Annotated in this window: 15 protein-coding genes; 5 read left to right on the top strand and 10 right to left on the bottom strand. The window is 71.9% G+C overall.

Going from position 1 to position 17,872, the window contains the following annotated elements; translation table 11 throughout:
* Nucleotides 1–194: 194 nt before the first annotated feature.
* From BJY16_RS18580 to BJY16_RS18565, 4 genes are all read right to left on the bottom strand, one after another.
* Complete coding sequence (locus tag BJY16_RS18580; protein WP_185040668.1) at nucleotides 195–935, bottom strand: sulfite exporter TauE/SafE family protein; 741 nt, start codon at nucleotides 933–935, stop codon at nucleotides 195–197.
* Between the two features lie 61 nt (nucleotides 936–996).
* Nucleotides 997–2,337 (bottom strand): RICIN domain-containing protein, encoded by a 1,341-nt coding sequence (locus tag BJY16_RS18575; RefSeq protein ID WP_185040667.1) that lies wholly within the window; start codon nucleotides 2,335–2,337, stop codon nucleotides 997–999.
* The gene (locus tag BJY16_RS47215; RefSeq protein ID WP_239177547.1) at nucleotides 2,334–3,761 is read right to left on the bottom strand and encodes an RICIN domain-containing protein; all 1,428 of its coding nucleotides are present in this window, start codon (nucleotides 3,759–3,761) and stop codon (nucleotides 2,334–2,336) included. Before BJY16_RS47215 ends, BJY16_RS18575 begins: the two co-directional genes overlap by 4 nt.
* 80 nt (nucleotides 3,762–3,841) lie before the next feature.
* Complete coding sequence (locus BJY16_RS18565) at nucleotides 3,842–5,806, bottom strand: methyl-accepting chemotaxis protein (protein ID WP_185040666.1); 1,965 nt, start codon at nucleotides 5,804–5,806, stop codon at nucleotides 3,842–3,844.
* An 87-nt stretch (nucleotides 5,807–5,893) separates the two neighbouring features.
* On the opposite strand from BJY16_RS18565, the gene BJY16_RS18560 reads away from it, so the two are divergent.
* Nucleotides 5,894–7,090, top strand: a complete 1,197-nt coding sequence (locus BJY16_RS18560) for an MFS transporter (RefSeq protein ID WP_185040665.1) — start codon at nucleotides 5,894–5,896, stop codon at nucleotides 7,088–7,090.
* A gap of 72 nt (nucleotides 7,091–7,162) precedes the next feature.
* Nucleotides 7,163–7,336 (top strand): Flp family type IVb pilin, encoded by a 174-nt coding sequence (locus BJY16_RS18555; RefSeq protein ID WP_185040664.1) that lies wholly within the window; start codon nucleotides 7,163–7,165, stop codon nucleotides 7,334–7,336.
* A 24-nt stretch (nucleotides 7,337–7,360) separates the two neighbouring features.
* Here the strand turns inward: BJY16_RS18555 and BJY16_RS18550 are convergent, their stop codons facing one another.
* Both BJY16_RS18550 and BJY16_RS18545 read right to left on the bottom strand, forming a co-directional pair.
* Nucleotides 7,361–8,599 carry an SGNH/GDSL hydrolase family protein gene (locus BJY16_RS18550; protein ID WP_185040663.1) on the bottom strand — a complete coding sequence of 413 codons (1,239 nt, stop codon included), beginning with the start codon at nucleotides 8,597–8,599 and terminating at the stop codon, nucleotides 7,361–7,363.
* A gap of 2 nt (nucleotides 8,600–8,601) precedes the next feature.
* A complete protein-coding gene (locus BJY16_RS18545; RefSeq protein ID WP_185040662.1) occupies nucleotides 8,602–11,553 on the bottom strand; it encodes a glycosyl hydrolase 115 family protein in 2,952 nt (983 codons plus the stop codon).
* 343 nt (nucleotides 11,554–11,896) lie between these two features.
* On the opposite strand from BJY16_RS18545, the gene BJY16_RS18540 reads away from it, so the two are divergent.
* From BJY16_RS18540 to BJY16_RS18530, 3 genes are all read left to right on the top strand, one after another.
* Entirely contained in the window at nucleotides 11,897–13,867 is a 1,971-nt protein-coding gene (locus BJY16_RS18540; RefSeq protein WP_239177546.1) for a hybrid sensor histidine kinase/response regulator, read from the top strand.
* A gap of 81 nt (nucleotides 13,868–13,948) precedes the next feature.
* Entirely contained in the window at nucleotides 13,949–14,938 is a 990-nt protein-coding gene (locus BJY16_RS18535; RefSeq protein ID WP_185040660.1) for a radical SAM protein, read from the top strand.
* A gap of 180 nt (nucleotides 14,939–15,118) precedes the next feature.
* A complete protein-coding gene (locus tag BJY16_RS18530; RefSeq protein WP_185040659.1) occupies nucleotides 15,119–15,721 on the top strand; it encodes a DUF3455 domain-containing protein in 603 nt (200 codons plus the stop codon).
* 42 nt (nucleotides 15,722–15,763) lie between these two features.
* On the opposite strand, the gene BJY16_RS18525 is transcribed toward BJY16_RS18530, so the two are convergent.
* From BJY16_RS18525 to BJY16_RS18510, 4 genes are read right to left on the bottom strand one after another with little or no spacing between them, the layout of a single operon-like run.
* Complete coding sequence (locus BJY16_RS18525; RefSeq protein ID WP_185040658.1) at nucleotides 15,764–16,066, bottom strand: hypothetical protein; 303 nt, start codon at nucleotides 16,064–16,066, stop codon at nucleotides 15,764–15,766.
* A 12-nt stretch (nucleotides 16,067–16,078) separates the two neighbouring features.
* Nucleotides 16,079–17,062, bottom strand: a complete 984-nt coding sequence (locus tag BJY16_RS18520; protein WP_185040657.1) for a WXG100-like domain-containing protein — start codon at nucleotides 17,060–17,062, stop codon at nucleotides 16,079–16,081.
* The gene (locus tag BJY16_RS18515) at nucleotides 17,059–17,448 is read right to left on the bottom strand and encodes a hypothetical protein (RefSeq protein ID WP_185040656.1); all 390 of its coding nucleotides are present in this window, start codon (nucleotides 17,446–17,448) and stop codon (nucleotides 17,059–17,061) included. The genes BJY16_RS18520 and BJY16_RS18515 overlap by 4 nt, the downstream gene beginning before the upstream one ends.
* Nucleotides 17,442–17,762, bottom strand: coding sequence for a hypothetical protein (locus tag BJY16_RS18510; protein ID WP_185040655.1), 321 nt, complete (start codon nucleotides 17,760–17,762; stop codon nucleotides 17,442–17,444). The genes BJY16_RS18515 and BJY16_RS18510 overlap by 7 nt, the downstream gene beginning before the upstream one ends.
* Nucleotides 17,763–17,872: the final 110 nt, after the last annotated feature.

The following is a 17,872-nucleotide window of genomic DNA, read 5'->3' as shown; positions in this document are numbered from 1 at the left end:
GCTGCGCGTCCAAAGCGATCGCCGCGCCCTTCACTGTCCGCGGGTGGTCACCGAAACCCCGCGACGCCCGTCCCGGGCACATGTCCGCAGCGCGCGCCCGGCCGTCCCGGCTGGTTCTCACGGGTGTCTCGGGGGACCCGAGACACCCGTGAGAACCAGCCGGGACCGTGACCGTGCCGCGGACCGTACCCGGGTCAGGGGGTGGTCCAGAGGTAGGCGGCGAGGCCCAGGGCGGCGACGGCGATGGCCACCCGGAGGGGGCGTTCGGGGGTGCGGCGAACCAGGGCCGGGCCGGTCCAGCTGCCGATCAGGCAGCCGGCGCCGAGCAGGGCCGCGGCCGCCCAGTGCACCGGGCCGGTCAGCGCGTAGACGACCGCGGCGACCAGGTTGGCCACGCCGAGCACCATGCTCTTGACCGCGTTGGTGACCGGGAACGGCTCGGTCGCCGCGACCGCCAGCACGGCGAGCAGCAGCACCCCGGCGGCCGCGCCGAAGTAGCCGCCGTAGACCGCGATCAGGAACACCGCGAGGCTCAGCGGCGGCCGCCGGCCGGGCCGCAGGTACCAGTCCCGGACGGCGGTGCGGAAGAGCAGGACCAGCGCGCCGAGCACGATCAGCCCGGGCACGATCCGCTCGAACGCCTCGGACGGCGTCCACAGCAGCAGCAGCGCGCCGGCCACCCCGCCGGCCACCGCGATCCCGCTGAGCCCGGCGATCCGGCGACCCTGCCCGTGCAGCTCCCGCCGGGCCCCCACGCTGGATCCGGCCGTGCTGCCCATCAGCGCGACCGTGTTCGTCATGTTCGCCGCCACCGGCGGGAGCCCGGCCGCGAGCAGCACCGGATAACTGACCAGCGACGCCAGCCCGGCCATCGACCCGGTCAGCCCGGCCCCGACTCCCCCGGCCACCAGCAGCGCCGCCGTCCCAAGATCCACGTTTTCCGAGCCTACGGGCCCGGCGGCCGGGCCGCCGGGCCGCGCTCGGGTGTTCCGGGTCTCAGGTCGTGGCGCGGGACCACTGCTGGGTGGTGGCGGACGAGCAGGTGGCCTGCTGGAGGTCGACCGCGTCGGCGGCCAGGGTCAGGCATTTGCCGGAGTGACGGGCCTTGAGCTGGTGGTAGCCGCCGGTCGCGATCCACTGCCACTGCTGGTTGGCGCCGGCGCCGCAGGCGTACTGGATGATGTTCGCGCCCTCGGCGGTGGAGCCGGAGGCGACGTCCAGGCACTTGCCGCTGTTCCGGTTGATCACCTGGAGGTAGCCGCCGCCGGTGGTCCGGAAGTCCCACTGCTGGTTCGTGCCGCTGGTCGCCGCGTAGGTCTTCACCTCGGCGTTGTCGGCGGTCGACGCGTTCCAGACGTCGAGCACCTTGGACGAGCTGCGGTTGGTGACCCGGTGGTACGGGACCGCACTGCCGCTGACCGTGCCGGCCGCCGCGTCCACGGTGACCGCCGGCGACCAGGACAGTGACATCGAGGTGCTGGTCGGGAAGGTGATCGGCAGCCAGACGTACTCGGAGTTGTTCACCGGGGCGCCCCACGCGCCGGCCCAGCGGTCGCCCAGGTAGAGGTAGCTGTTGCCGAGCTGCAGGACGAAGGCCGGCTGCGAGTGGTAGGTGGTCGCGTCGCCGACGTCGGTCCAGCCGGTCCACGGGCCGGTGATGCTCGGCGCCGTCGCGCACCGGGACTGGTTGGGGTTCCAGCCGGAGGTGCCCGAGGTCAGCATGAAGTAGGTGCTGCCCCGCTTGAACAGGGCCGGGGCCTCGCGGGACGCGTCGTTCCAGAAGTTGCCGACGACCGACGCGACGTTCCGGTAGTCCGCGGTGAGCCGGTAGATCATCAGGTCCCGGTTCTCGTCGGCCGCGGAGATCATGTAGGCCGCCGAGCCCTCCTGGTAGAGCGTGATGTCCCGGGACATGTAGCTGCCGAACGGGCGGAAGCTGCCCTCGTACGCGTAATCGCCGTCGATCGTGTCGGAGACCGCGACCGCCGCGCGGGCCTCGCCGTAATCGGACCCGTTCTCCTTGTGCATCCACATGACGTACTTGCCGGTGGACGCGTTGTAGATCACCTTGGGCCGCTCGATCTTGGCGGAGGCCAGCTCGGACGCGGACGAGCGGGTCAGCACGTCGGCGCGGAACTCCCAGGTCCGCAGGTCGGTGGAGCGGTAGACGCTGACCGCGTTGAAGGTGTCGTCGGCGTTCCGGTTCTCGCCGAACCAGTAGTAGTAGGCGCCGGCCTTGAGCACCCCGCCGCCGTGCGCGTGCACGCCGCCGAACTGGGTGCCGTTGGTGATCGTGACCGGGGAGAGCATCAGCAGCAGAGCCAGCAGCGCCGTCATGCCGCGCTCCTGGTCCACTGCTGGTTGGCGCCGCCGTTGCAGGTGTACTGGCTGATGTCGGCGCCGTCCGCGGTCCCGGCGCCGACCACGTCGAGGCACTTGCCGCTGTGCCGGGCGACCAGCGTGTGGTAGCCGCCCGCGGCGACCCAGGACCACTGCTGGTTGGTGCCGCCGCCGCAGGTGTACTGGATGATGTTCGCGCCGTCCGCGGTCGACGCCGACGCGACGTCCAGGCACTTGCCGCTGTACTGGTCGACCACCCGCAGGTAGCCGTTGCCGAGGTCCTCGAAGGACCACTTCTGGTTCGCGCCGCCGTTCCAGGTGTACTGCTTGACCTCGGCGCCGTCCGCGATCGACGAGCCGACCAGGTCCATCACCTTGCCGCTGTTCCGGCTGGTGACCCGGTAGTGGGTGAGCGGCGTGTTGACGCTGACGTCCAGCCCCCACGAGTAGCGCAGCTGGTCCCGGCCGGAGTTGCTGGTGGTGGTCAGGGTCAGCGCGGTGCCGCTGCCGGTGATCTCCTGCAGGCGGTAGGGGTCGGCGATCCGCACGCCCGGCCAGTAGACCGTGCCGAGCCCTTCGGCCCGCGCCTCGGCCGCCACCCCGCGGATGAAGGCGATCATGTCGTTGGTCGCCGACGGCGCGTCGTAGTCGCGCCCGTCGGTCATGGTCGCGCCGAATTCGGTGATCAGGACCCGGTTCGCGTACGACCCGACGCTGCTCCGCAACGACTCCCGCCACGAGTCCTCGGTGTGCCGGCCGGCGTCGAAGAACTGGTAGAGGTGCCGGGAGATCAGCGTGCCGTCGAACCGGCTGTCGCCGCCGATCGTGGTGAGCCGCTGGTTGTACCCGGCCCCACTGATGATCACCCGGCCGCGCGGCACGCCCGGGTAGGTGGCCAGCCACTGGGCCGCGAGGTTCTTCCAGTCGGCGTCGCTGTAGCCGTACGGCTCGTTGAACGGCTCGAAGTAGACGTTCGCGTTCGACGAGTACCTGCTCACGATGGTCTGCCACATCGACCAGAACTGGGTGCCGTCGTCCACCCTGCCGTCCCGGGAGCTGTTCGCCTCCCAGTAGCTGAGGATGACCTTCATGCCCTTCGCGGCGGCCATGTCGATCGCGCCGGTGTAGGACGCCCAGTAGGACCCGGCGACGGTCGGGTGGTTGACCGGCATCCGGACCGTGTTGGCGCCCAGGTTGTTCTGGAAGCCGGTGAGGATCGCGTTCGCCTTGGCCTGGGTGGTGGCGTAGCTGTCCGACCTGCTCAGGCCGCCGAGGACCAGGGTGTCGTCGACGAAGTTGTCCCGCTGGTCGGCCCAGTTGACCCCGCGGAAGCCGGTGGTGGCGGCCGCGGCCGGGGCGCTGGGGAGGGCTGACGCGCCGGTGAGGAGAAGGAGGAGGACGAGGGGGATGCGTGCCCGCATGGCGAGGCCTTCCGTCTCGGCCGGCCGGAGCCGGCTGGGGATCGAGAGACCTCGATGTTAACGTAAACTTCCCGCACCGGTCAGTACCGGAACGTGTTGACCAGCGCGGTCATCTCCCCGGCCAGCCGGGTCAGGTCGGCCGCCGCGGACTGGGCGTCCCGGGCGTTCTCGGAGGCCTTCTGCGCCACCGTCGCCACGTCGGCGATCGCCTCGGACACCAGCCCGGTGTTGCCGGCCGCCTCGGCGACGCCCCGGCTCATCTCGGTGGTGGTGGCGGTCTGCTCCTCGACCGCCGACGCGATCGACGTGGTGTAGTCGCCGATCGTCGCGATCACCTGGACGATCTCGGTGATCGCGGCGGCCGCGGCGCCGCTGATCGCCTGGATCGCGGTGATCCGGTTGGTGATCTGCTCGGTCGCCTGCGCGGTCTGCTGGGCCAGCTCCTTCACCTCGCCGGCCACCACCGCGAAGCCCTTGCCCATCTCGCCGGCCCGGGCCGCCTCGATGGTGGCGTTCAGCGCCAGCAGGTTGGTCTGCTCGGCGATGCTGGTGATCAGCCGGACCACGTCGCCGATCTCCTCGGTCGCCGTGCCCAGCTCGGCCACCTGACCGTTGGTGCTCTCCGCGACGGTCCGGGCGTCGTTGGCCACCCCGGCGGCCTTGGCCGCGCTGGACGCGATCTCGGCGATCGACGCGCTCATCTCCTCGGAGCCGGCCGCCACCGACTGCACCCCCTCGTTGACCGTCTGGGTGGCGTCCGCGGCGGTGCCCGACTTGCCGGAGACCTGGGCCGCGTCGGCGCCGAGCCGGGCGGTGGTCGCGCTGAGCCGGTCGGCGGCCGCCCGCACCTGGTCCGCGGAGCCGGCGATGCCGCGCACGGTGACCGCCACCTTCTCGACGAACCGGTTGAACGCCTGCGCCAGCTGCCCGGCCTCGTCGTCCCGCAGCACCGTGGCCCGCTGGGTCAGGTCACCCTCGCCGTCCGCGATCTGCGCCATCCGGTCCCGCAGCCGGTCGATCGGCCGGACCACCGAGCGGGCCACCACCAGCGCGATCGCGGCCGCCAGCAGGACCGCGACCAGGGTGATCCACATGCTGGTGTGCTGGGCCGCGACCGCGTCGGCCAGGATGGTGGCGGTCGGCACGGTGACGATCAGCGACCAGGTGTCCACCGCGCCGAGCCGGACCGGCACGGCGATCCGCACGCGCTCGTCGTCCCCGCCGAGCACCTGCTGCACGGCCTTGCCCGCCGAGGCCGCCTGCCCGGCCAGCGCCACCACGCCGGCGTCGGCCGCCTCGCCCGGCGTCCCGCCGTCCGCGCCGGCCACCAGCAGTCCCCCGGTGCTGGTCAGCTCCGCCGACCCGGTGCCGAACGGCTTGATCGCGGCGATCAGCGGGGTGAGCCCGTCCAGCTGCATGTCGATCCCGGCCACCCCGACCGTCGCGCCGTCCCGGATGATCGGCGCCACCATCGACGTCATCAGCACGTCCGTGCCGCCGACGTTGTAGTGATACGGCTCGACCACCTTCTCCGTGCCGCTCTGCTGCGCGATCAGGTAGTAGTCGCCCGCCCCCGGCTTGTCGTAATCGGTCAGCGGCGCGACCTTGATCGTCTCCCCGTCCCGGAACCAGTAGGGCACGAACCGGCCGGTCGCGTCGTGCGAGGCGTCCCGGCTCCGGTACCGCCGGTCCCGCCCGTCGAAGGCGTCCGGCTCCCACGCGGTCCACACCGCCAGGTAGTCCGGGTGCCCGGCGAGCACCGAGCGCAGCTCGGCGTTCGCGGTCCGGCGCCCGCCGCCGGTCGCGGCCACCGCGGGCAGCGCCCGCGCCAGGTCGCGCGCGGTCCGCATCCCGGCGGTCAGCCGCTCCTGCACGTCGGCCGCGTTGCGGGCGGCCGTCTCCTGGGCGAACGCCAGACCGGTACGACGCGCCTCGCTCATGTTGTGCCGGGTGATGTAGGTGGCGACCAGCAGCAGCGACAGCCCGGTGAGCAGCGCCACGCAGATGATCAGGCGCAGCTTGATGGTGAGACGTGGCAGGCGCACCGATGCCCCCTCGGCCGGGCCGGACGTAGTCGACACCCCCCTGTTCGGCACGCCGGCCCGGCCGCTGAGGCGTGAGATCATCCCGCGGTGCGCCGCGCGATCATCACTCTCCTCGTCGTCTGTCAGAGCGCCCAGGCGCTGATCTTCGGCGGGATCGCGCTGTTCCTGCCGCTGATCCGGACCGATCTGGGGCTGACCTTCGGCCAGGCCGGGACGCTGGCCGCGGCGAGCAATCTGACGTACGCCCTGATGCAGGTGCCGTCCGGATTCCTCGCCGACCGGTTCTCGCCACGGACCCTGTTCCTGATCGGGCTGCTCGGCACGAACCTGCTCGCCGCCGTCTTCGCGGTGCTCTCGTCGTACCAGGCCCTCCTGGTCGATCAGGCTCTCTCCGGGTTCTTCCGGGCGCTGGTCTTCGCGCCCGGCCTGCTGCTGATCAGCGAACAGTTCCCGAGCGACCGGCGGGCCACCGCGATGGGGTTGTACGTCGCCGGCGGCTTCTCCTCCAACATCCTGCTCAGCTCGCTCGGCCCGTGGCTGGTCGGGCCGCTCGGCTGGCGGCTGCTGTTCGCGCTGTTCGCGGCCGCCGGGCTGGTCGCCCTGGTGCTCTACCGGCGGGCCGCCGGGCCGGCCGTGCCGAAACCGCCGGCCGCTGACCCGGCCCGGATCGGCGACCTGCCGGTCCTGCTCCGGCATCGGATCGTCTGGCTGACCGGGGTGATCCAGTTCGCCCGGCTGGCGGTCGCCCAGGGCTTCACCTTCTGGCTGGCCACCTGGCTGGTGGTGGACCGCGGCCAGTCGCTGGCCGCGGCCGGGCTGGTGGTCGCGCTCGGGGCGGCGGTGACCGCGCCGGCCAACTACCTGGGCGGGCTGATCTCCGACCGGCTGGGCCGGCCACTGCTGGTGATCGGCGGCTCGCTTGCCGTCCTGGCCACCGGGCTGGCGCTGCTCACCTACCTGCCCGGGATGCCGGCGGTGCTGATGGTGGTCGCGATGATCTCGGTGGTCGTGCAGGTCTACTTCGGGCCGCTGTTCGCGCTGCCGATCGCGGTGCTCGGTGCCGGCCGGGCCGGGCTGCTCAGCGGGTTCGGCAACTTCTGCGCCAACCTGGGCGGTTTCGCCTTCGTCTATCTGCTCGGCGCGGTGAAGGACGTGACCGGGTCGTTCCGGGCCGGGTTCCTCAGCCTGGCCGCGCTGTGCGTGGTCGCCCTGGTCGCGGTGGTGCTGGCCCGGCCGATCGTGGCGGCCGGCACCCGTCCGGGACCCGTTCCGCACCCACGATGAACCTCAGCGCGGCGGGGTCCGGTCCGAAGGGAAGGGTGCCGGAACGGTGCACGTCGAACAGGGAGACGTCTCATGGAGAAGCTGACCCCGGGTGGCCGCCCCGATGAGGGCGCCACCGCCGTCGAGTACTCCCTGCTCGCCGCGATCGTCGCCGGCATCTGCATCGTCACGGTGACCTCGATCGGCCACCACGTCGCCCACGTCCTCAGCGTGCTCACCGTGGCCGGCGGGTCCCTGCTGTTCTGACCGGCAGGGCCCCGCCGGCACCGGTCAGAACAGCCGGCGTGGCACGGCGGCGGCGAGCGCCGCGTACCCGGCCGGGTTCAGGTGCAGGTGATCGCCCACGTCGAAGGCCGGATCGAGGCGGCTCGGCGCCGCCGGGTCGGCCACCGCCGCCGCGAAGTCGACGTACGCGTCGAACACCCCGCCCCGGATCACCCCGTTGACCGCCACCCGGGCCCGCTCGCGCAGCCCGCCCGGGTCGTCGTAGCCGGTGTTCCCGCCGAACGGCGTGATCGTCGCCCCGTAGACCCGCAGCTTCTGGGCGTGCGCCCGCTGCACGATCTGCCGGTACGCCCCGGTCAGCGCCGCCACCACCTGCCGCTGCCCGGCCTCGGTGGCCTCGGCGGTGCCGATGTCGTTGACCCCCTCGAAGATCAGCACCCAGGCGGCGCCGCTGACCCCGAGCACGTCCCGGTCCAGCCGGGCCAGGACGTTCGGCCCGAGCCCGTCGTGCAGCACCCGGTTGCCGCCGGCCGCCTGGTTGAGGATGGCCAGGCGCGGGTCCCGCCACCGGGCGGCCAGCTGGTCGGGCCAGCGGTCGTTGCCGTTGGTGGTCGAGCCCCGCCCGTCGGTCAGCGAGTCCCCGATGATCACCACGCCGGCGGCGGACGGCGCACTCACCTCGATCCCGCTGATCAGATACCAGTGATCGATCGGGGTCGCACCGGATAATTCGGGTTTGTCCACCTGCTCCCCCTGGGTCAGCCAGGAGGTCGTCCGGGAGCCGGGATGCCCGGTGAGGCCGAGCCCGGCCTGGCCGGTGGCGAGATAGGCAGAAACGGTCAGGTTCGATCTGGCCGCGACCGGCATCGCCACCGGATCCGAGACGATCTGCGCTCCGGCGGGCACGACGACCGAGGGCAGGCCGCCGAAGGTCAGGGTCCGCGGACCGGAGATCTCGGAGGTTCCCGGCTTGTCCCCGACCGGATGAGCCACCGAGGCGGCGGTGATCGGCAGATCGGTGGTGCCGAAGGCGTTGGAGAAGCGGACCCGCAGCACCTTCCCGCCGATCGAGGTGTGCACGGTCTGCCGCAGCGTGGTGTCCACCAGCACCGCGTCGGTCCCGGTGAACGGCGCCGGCGGCATGTTGTGCGGTTCGGTGAGCTGCGGCATCGCGGTCCAGGTGTGCACCCACGAGGGGCGCGGGGATCCGGCGGCGGCCGGGGCGGGGACGACTCCGGCGGCGGCGACACCGGCCGAGCCGGCCAGCAGGGCACGACGTTTCATGATCAGAACCTCCGGCTGGTCGGCGGGCCGAGATAGCTGTCCTTGACCCCGCCGGTGTCCACGATCAGGCGCTGCAGGATCACCGAGGAGTCGAGCGCCCAGAACGAGACGGTGTGCGTCCCGGCCGTGGCGATCTGGTGCGTGGTGCTGGTGACGTTGACGTTGTCCGAGGTGTTCCGGGCCCACTGCCGGTTCATCGTGGTGTCCACCGCGCCGGTGGCGGCGACCGCGTCGATCACCTGCGGGGGCGCGCCGTCCACCGAGACCGCGTAGCGCAGCTGCCCGTTCCGCGGCGCCAGCAGCGCGTTGATCTTCACGGGACCGGTGCTGGTCAGCGTCACCCGGTAGTCGAGCCGGGCGTCACCGGCCCCGGCCGGCATGATCCCGTCGCCGGTCTTGCCGATCCCGGGCAGCACCCGCCAGCTCCCGGCCTTGCGATCGAATCCGGTCGCCGGGATCGACACGTACCCGTTCGCCTCGGCGAAACCACGCGGCCTGATCCCGGGGTTGCGGACCGGCGCGCGGACCACGACCGCGCTGCCCGCGCCTTCGACCCTGATCGGTACGACGGTGAGCCCGGCCGGCGCCCGCCGCCAGTCCACCGACACCAGGGCGCGGACCTGCTTGTCCACCGTCTCGGCAGCCGGCGTCACGTGCACCCACGGCTGCTCCGCCGTGATCGTGTAGGCGAACGGCGTGGTGCCCTTGTTGTAGACCTCGACGTACTGCTGCGGCTGGCTCTGCCACGGGCTGAACTCGGGCAGCGTGGTGGCGTCGCCGCCGTCCAGCGCCACGCCGAGCGCCGCGCCGGCCGGCACCTCGATCCGCTGCAGGTAGGGGTAGATCTCGTCGGGCAGGGCCACGTTGTTCAGCTCGGGCTGCTGCCACGGGGCGTTCGGGCCGTAGCGGGCCACGTTGCCGTACCCGATCTTGGGTTGCAGTTGCCAGTCCTTCCACTTCCCGCCGGCCAGCGCGGTGTTGTAGTGCGCGTTCAGCGCCTGGTCCGTGGCGAACCGGGCCTCGGCCTGGTCGGCCAGGTCGTTGGTGGCGGCCCGGCCCTGCGCGGCGTAGAGGATGTTGGTGAACTCGGCGCGGCGCAGCTCGTAGAGGTTCGCGGTCGCCTTCACCTGGTAGTGGACGAGCTGGAAGTACGCGTCCTGCCAGGCGTCGGGCACCCGTGCCTTGATCCGCTCCGCCCGCGCGGCGAGCGCCTGCCACTCGGCGACCACCCGGTCCATCTCCCGGTAGTCGGTGAGGCTGAACGGGTTGCCCTGGTCGTCGTAGACCACCGCGGTGGGATCCGTGGTGAGGTCCTTGGCCGGGTCCACGGTGATCCGGCGGTTCAGCAGCTCGGGCTTGCGGCGGGACTGCAGCACGCCGTACCGGGAGAGGACCTCCGCGATGTCCGCGGCCATTGACGTGCCGAAGTTCTCCGCCGCGTAGCGGCGCTCCCAGTCCTTGATGCCGTCCAGCGGGATGGCGTCCGGGTTCCAGGCGTAGTCGAGGAAGAACTGGGCCGGCTCCTCCTCGTTCTTCAGGTCGCCGACGTTCGCCACCCAGAGCCGGTCCACTCCGGACCGGTACGCCCGGTTCAGCTGCTCCCAGGTGTTGGTCAGGTTGGCGGTGTCCACCCACTTGTAGTTGCGGCCGTCCCCGACGTAGTCGAAGTGGTAGTAGAGGCCGTAGCCGCCGCTGCGGGCCGGGAGCGACGGGTCGGGCAGCTTGCGCATGTTGCCCCAGTTGTCGTCGCAGAAGACCACGGTCACGTCGTCCGGCGGGCGGTACCCCTTGTCCCAGTAGCGCTGCACCTCCTTGTAGAGGGTCTGCACCTGGGGCGCGCCCAGCATGCCCTCCTCGGTCAGGATCTGCCGCTGGGTGTCGATGATCGAGCTCATCAGGTCGATGCCGTCGCCGTCCGGCAGGCTGACGTCGCCGTTGCCGCGCATCCCGAGCGTGACCACGCCCTCGATGTCCTGGTCGCGCATCCGCTCGATGCCGGCCCGCCAGTAGTCCTTGATCGCCTCCGGGTTGCGCCGGAAGCTCCACTCACCGGTGCCGGTCGGGTGCCGGTTCCACTCCTCGATGCCGCGCATCATCGGCGCCTCGTGCGAGGTGCCCATCACCACGCCGTAGTAGCTGGCGGTGGCGTGGTTGGCCGGGTCGTCCTCGGCGAACGCCCGGCCCCAGACGGCCGGCCACAGGTAGTTGGCCTTGAGCCGGAGCATGGTCTCGAAGACCTTGGCGTAGTAGTTCGCGTTCAGCCCGCCCGGATACCCGGGCGCCTTGCCGGGGCCGAAGAAGGCGGGCGCCCAGGTGCCGGTGTCCGGGTTCTCGTCGTTGATGAAGACCCCCCGGTACTTGACCTTCGGGGTGCCCTGGGTGTGCCGGCCGGGCAGGGCGTAGAGCGCGTCCGCGTGCGGGACCGGCACGTCGTCCCAGAAGTGCCAGGGCGAGACGCCGATCCGCCGGGACACGTCGTAGACGCCGTAGATGGTGCCGCGCTGGTCGCTGCCGGCGATCACGAACGCCCGCCGGACGCCGGGCAGCGGATGCTCGACGACCTGCTGCAGCGAGGTCTCCCACTTCCCGGCGACGCCGCGGGTGTCCAGCTTGCCGGCCGCGATCAGGCGGTCGACCAGGGTGGACCGGCCGATGGTGCCGACGATGATCGGGTCGCGACCGGCCGGGATGGCGTCCTGCCCGGCCGACGGCGTGACGCCGGTGGCGGCGCCCAGGTCGGACCGCAGGTCGCCGGCCACCCGCTGGACGCCCGGGTAGTCGTTGGCGCTGGTCACGACAGGTGCCGAGACCAGCGGGAAGCGGCCGGGGCCGGGCCGGGTGGAGATGTAGTTCGCGGGGTTCTGGCCGCTGGTGGTGGCGGCCCGGGCAGGAGCGGAGAGCGGGGAGAGGAGGAGGGCGAGCACGGTGAACGCGCCCGCGAGGGGACTTCGCATGGGTACGCCTCCGGTGGACGAAGCGCTCCGGAACTTTCGGAAACATGCCGATCGGGTACCGGCAACGTATAGCCATGCGTCTATTGAGTCAATGAGTGCAGCAGGACATCGATCCGGCGGGCGGTCCGGAAGTTTCGGAATATCCGCCGGATCGCAGGTCAGAGCACCGAGCAGGCGGTGCCGTTCACGGTGAAGGCGTCCGGAGCCGGGTTGGCCCAGGGCGAGCCGCGCGAATACGCGCGTCTGCGTTCCTTCACTGCGGGAACAGTGACCGTCCTCGTTATGTAGGAGCGCTCCCAGGACAATGCCTCAGCTCCTCCCGGCCGCGTCCGATAGGACGAGCGTGCCGGATCAGATGTTCCTGCTGGCCAACCTGGTGATCATGGTGGCCTACGCGGCGATCACGACGGCGATCCTGGTGCCGGTCAGCCGCGCCGGCCAGCTGCGCACCAACCGGCTCGCGACGGCCACCGCGCTGATCTTCTTCAGCTGCTCGGTCGGGCACGGGCTGCACGCACTCTCCATGCTGCTCGCCGAACTCCGCCTCGCCCGCCACCCGGCCAGTCACGCCGCCTCGGCCGACTGGTTCTGGACCTCGGCGGCCTGGGACGTGCTCACCGCGACCGTGGCGGTCTACTACTGGACCCTGCGACGCAGCTACGGGCTGCTGCTGGCCAGGGGCGCGATCTACGACGACCCGTGGAGCCGCAACCGGCTGGACGAGGCCGACGCGCGGGAACGTGCCGCCCGGGACGTGGCCGAGGCCCAGCGGGCCATGCTCGCCACCGTGGTCCAGGACACCGAGGACGCGATCGCCGGGCTCACCCCGGACGGCAGGTTCACCGCCTGGAACGGCGGCGCCGAGCGGCTCTTCGGCTACACCGCCGAGGAGGTCCTCGGGCAGCCGGTCAGCATTCTGGCCGAGCGCCACGGCACGGTCGCCGACCAGATGGACGTGCTGAGCCGGGTCCGCGGTGGCGCCCGCAGCGTCAGTTACGAGGCCCGGCGGCTGCGCAAGGACGGGACCGTGGTGGACGTCGCCATGACGGTCTCGCCGATCCGGGACCCGGCCGGCACGGTCACCGGCATCTCCCTGGTCGCCCGGGACATCACCGCGGCCAAGGAGAGCGCCGAACGCCAGCGCGCCGTGCAGGAGCGCACCCAGCAGGCGCAGCGGATGGAGAGCCTGGGCAACCTGGCCGGCGGGGTGGCGCACGACTTCAACAACATCCTGGCGATCATCGCGAACTACACCGAGTTCGCCATCGAGGAGACCGCCGGCCAGCCGGCCGTGCAGGCCGACCTGGTCCAGGTGCGCACCGCCGTGGAGCGGGCCACCAACCTGACCCGGCAACTGCTCACCTTCACCCGGGGGGACGCGATCCAGCCCCGCGACGTCTCGCTCAACGCGGCCCTGGCCGAGGTCCAGGCCATGCTGGAGCGCACCATCGGCGAGCACATCCACCTGGTGACGGTGCCCTCGGCGACCCCGCTGACCGTGCACGCCGACCCCGGCCAGGTGCAGCAGGTGCTGCTCAACCTGGCGATCAACGCCCGGGACGCGATGCCGGACGGCGGCACGCTGGTGCTCGAGGCGAACACCGCCGACCTGGACGGCGACGAGGTCAACATGCAGCCGCCGCTGCCGGCCGGCCGCTACGCCCGGCTGCTGATCAGCGACACCGGCGAGGGGATCCCGCCCGAGGTGGCCGAGCGGGTCTTCGAGCCGTTCTTCACCACCAAGCCGCGCGGCAAGGGCACCGGGCTGGGCCTGGCCACCGTCTACGGCATCATCACCGAGGCCGGCGGCAGCATCAACCTGTACTCCGAGCCCGGCGTCGGCACCACCTTCCGGATCTACCTGCCGCTGGTGGAATCGCCCACCGAGACCACCGACGGCGCCGACCGGCGGACCGACCCGCCGCGCGGCGACGGCCGGACCGTGCTGGTGGTCGAGGACGAGGTGGCGCTGTCCCGGATCATCACCCGGATCCTGACCGAGAACGACTACCGGGTGCTGACCGCCGCCGACGGCACGACCGCCCTGTCGATGTACCGGCAGCACGGCTGCGACCTGTTGCTGACCGACGTGATCATGCCGGGGATGTCCGGCCCGCGGCTGGCCGAGCTGCTGCACGAGCACCGGCCGGACCTGCCGGTGATCTACATGTCCGGGTACAGCAACGGGCTGCTCGGCACCACCCACGTGCTGGAGGAGGACATCGCCTTCCTGGAGAAGCCGTTCACCGCCGCCGATCTGCTGCACAAGGTGGCCGCGACCAGGACCGCCGGCGCCGCGAGCCACACCCCTTGACCCGCCCGGGATCGCCCGATGGCGGCCTGTCCGGCCGTCCCCGGGCGTTTCGAGTGCCCGGCACCGGGCATCCGGCGCCTCATGCCCGTTTCCGTGGAGGATCCGCCGCTGCCGGCTCACCTGCAGGTCGAGGTGACCTCGGCCTGCAACCTGCGCTGCACGATGTGCCTGGTCCGCTACCGCCCGCCGGTGAACAAGCTGGCCGGCGCGATGCCGCTGGAACTGTTCCACCGGCTGGTCGGTGAGCTGCCACTACGGCAGCTCACCCTGCAGGGGCTCGGCGAGCCACTGCTCTCGCCGCACCTGCCCGAGATGATCGCCACCGCGGTCCGGGGCGGCATCCGGGTCGGCTTCAACACCAACGCCACCCTGCTGAACCGGCGCCGCGCCGAGGAGCTGGTGGCCAGCCGGGTGGACTGGCTGCACGTGTCGCTGGACGGCGCCGGGCCGGAGGTCTACGAGGCGATCCGGGAGGGCGCCCGGTTCGACACGGTGCTCGGCAACCTGGCCGGGCTGGTCGCCGCGAAACGGGCGGCCGGCAGCGCGACCCCGTGGATCCGGGTGGTCTTCGTGGCCATGCGGGACAACGTCGCCGAACTGCCCGCGCTGGTCCGGCTGCTGGCCGGGATCGGGGTGAACGAGCTGCGGGTGCAGAACCTGTCGCACAGCTTCGACGACACCGGGACCGGCGGCTACGACGAGATCCGCGACTTCACCGCCCGGCAGGCGCTGTGGACCGGCGCCGACCTGGCCCGGGTCCGGTCGGTGTTCGCCGCGGCGCTGGCCGCCGCCCGGGACAGCGACCTGCGGCTGCGGCTGCCCAGCCTGTCCGACGAGGGCGGCGGCAACTGCGGCTGGCCGTGGGAGGCGGCGTACGTGACCAGCGCCGGCGTCGTCCAGCCGTGCTGCATGGTGATGGGCGACGACCGGGTCCGGCTCGGCGACCTGACCGAGTCGAGCTTCGCCGACATCTGGCACGGGCCGGCCTACCGGGACTTCCGGCGGCGGCTGGACAGCGCCACCCCGCCCGAGGTGTGCGCCGGCTGTTCGCTGTACCGGCACACGTTCTGAACCCGGAATGATTAGCCCGATCCGCGCGGCCCGGCGCACGGCAAGACATCGACATCCACCGAACGATGACTTCCGGGCGTCCGAACGGTCAGTAACCGCGTCGGCATCGATCCGTGGCGGACGCCGGATCCGTGTGTGGTGACGGTGGGCAGGGGGCTCACCCGTGACGCAGGGGGATTCATGTTCCGTACCAAGCGTTCCAAGATCCGCGCGCTCACCCTGGCCGGCAGCATGGTCGCCGCGCTCGGCACGGTGGGGGCGGTCACCTTCGACGCCTCGGCGGCCGAGACGACGGCCGCGGCGACCGGGAATCTGCGCCCGGTCACGCCGGTCCTCTCGGCGGTCCCGGAGGCGATCCGGCCGCCCGCCGGGTCCAAGCCGGTCGGCGCCTACCTGGTGGTCACCGGCACCCAGACCTACACGTGCGTGGTGCCGGCCGGGGCGGCCAGTGGCGCGTACACCGGGCCGTCGGTGCCGGAGGCGCAGCTGCTCGGCACCGGAGGGTGGATCCACCACTTCGCCGGGCCCAGCTGGCAGTCGACCCGGGACGGCTCGCTGGTCACCGCGGTCAAGGACAAGGAGCTGAAGCGCGAGGGGACCATCGCCGAGCTGCTGCTCAAGGTGAACTCGCACACCGGCACCGGGATCCTGTCCAAGGCGGACTACATCAACCGGCTCCACACCTCCGGTGGGGTGGCGCCGGCCGGCCCGTGCGCCACCGGCGAGAAGGCCTCCGTGCAGTACAAGGCGCTCTACGTCTTCTGGGACGCCCCGGCCGCCTGACCCGCCGCGACATCGGCCCGGCGGCCCACCGCCGGGCCGGTCTCACCCTTCCTTCGGCTCCTGCCCGATGGTCCAGAACACCGGCTCGAACTTCCAGAACCGCGAGATCTCGCCAAGAATCTCCCGCAGGTTGCCGGCCAGGTCGGGCGGCAGCAGTTCGCCGTTGTCATCCCACCGCGGCTCTGCCGGAAGCCGGAACAGCATCTGGCCGCTCCCGTGATCCACTCCGATCATCACCGAGTGCTCCCCCAGCCGCAGCAGCACGTCCTCACGCCCCGCGCCGGCCAGCGTCACCCCGCTCTCGACGTGCAGGGCCAGCTGCGACTCCAACGCGCGCACCGTCATGCCGGAGGCCTCCTACGCGAACGGGTCGATCTCATCGATCCTGGTAATCTTCGGGTTCAGCTGCAAGGCGGGCTTCTCCGCAGTGTTCCAGATGCTTCCCGCCCAGCTGTCGTGCGTCCAGCCGGTGGCCACTCCGGACGCGTCCTGCGCGTAGCGCTGCGAGAGCCGTTTCCACACCGCGGCCGCCTGGTCCCGATTGATCGGTGAGTCGTGCTCGAAAAGCTTCATGTCGTCGAAGCGACGGCCGCCCGGTGTCATCTCCAACGTCACCGAGAGGACGCCGTCGACCTGCTTCTCAGCGTATTGCCGCATCTTCTCGCCGTTCGGTTGCTTGCCGGAGTAGAAGTGGGCGCCGTTGACCGGGCTGCGCACGTCGGCGTTCTCCACCTGGTGCAGGAACCCCTTGAACGCCGTCTTCTCGCTGCCTTTCAGGGTCTTGTCGGCCAGGTGCCTGGCGCCGGCCTTCTCCAGCATCTTGGCGGCCTTGCGGAGCAGCGCGGCGATCTCCCGCTCGATCAGCGCCATCGCCTCGTGGAGCAGCTTCCGGCAGGCCACCCGGGTCAGCGCGATGAACACCGGGATCTCGGCGAGCGTCGCCCCGGCCGTGGCCGCCGCCGTCACGACCGCCTGCCCGACCTCCAGCGCCAGCGCGGTGAGCTGCGCGATGAACGCCGCTTTCAGGCTGATCGTCACGCCGGCCATGGCGATCAGCGCGCCGCCGATCAGCTCGGCCGCGACGGCCGCCTCGCGCAGGTGCCGGCCGGGCCCGTCCTCGCCGTTCCACCACCGCTCGAAGGCCTCGATCGAGGCACCCTCGTTCTCCAGCCACACCTTGCGGGCGGTGCCGGTGGCCCGCTCGGCGTGCGCCCGCATCCGGGTGCCGTGCTCGATCCAGGCCTGGCCGTCGGCCTGGAGCTGGTCCTCGTCGGCCTCCGGCCACTCCAGGCCGATCCAGCTGAGCGGCTCGGTCAGCTCGGCGGGCAGGGTGATGGTCACGGCTGTCCCCCGGCAGCCGGGGCGGCGGGACCACGAGCCGCGGCGCCGAGTGCCGCGCCGGGCAGGCCGGGCGCCGCGCCGTACAGGGAGAGGGCGTCCGCGGCGTCCTCGGCCGCGACCGCGCGGGCCTCCATGACCAGCGTCGCCGCCGCGAAGCCGACCTGTTCGGTGTAGGAGCCGAGCGCGTCCAGCGCGGTCACCACCACGGCCCGGTACGCGATCGCGAAGACCCCGCCGGCCTCGTCCCCGCCCCACGGCCCGGCCGGCCCGCCGACCTCGCGCTCCAGCCGGGTCACGTCGTCGGCCATCCGCTGGGCGACGCCGGCCAGTTCCCGCCCGGCCGCCGCCACGCTCTCCGGGTCGAGCCGGAGCTGCCCGGCTACCACGGCCGGGCCGCCCGCCGGCTGAGGTCGTACAGGACGGTGGAGACCTCGGCGAACCGGCGGTCCGCGGTGTCCGACGCCTCGGCCAGCACGGCCTGCAGACGGTCCGGGGCGGCGCCGGCAGCGTACCGGGAAGTGTCCTGATCGGTCTGGTCCCGCAGCGTGTCCTGGGCCATGTCGAACGCGTCGAAGAGCGCCTCGCGCAGTTCCTCCAGTGGCAGGTAGGCCACCCGCGGATCCAGGTACAGGTCGGACAGCCGCCCGTCGTCGGCCAGTTCGACCCGGACCCGGCCGTCCGCCGCCTCACCGTAGGCCATGGCGCCCCTCCCCATCGGCGTCGTGGGGAACACCGCGTGAAGCGACGCTCACCCCCTGTATCGCCGAATACAGCGGATGGAGTGAGAGCGTTCAATGCAGAAGCCCCGCG

Source organism: Actinoplanes octamycinicus (genome assembly GCF_014205225.1).
GTDB lineage: Bacteria > Actinomycetota > Actinomycetes > Mycobacteriales > Micromonosporaceae > Actinoplanes > Actinoplanes octamycinicus.
The sequence above is the reverse complement of the archived record's forward strand: the minus strand, read 5'-3'. Positions and strand labels throughout refer to the sequence as shown.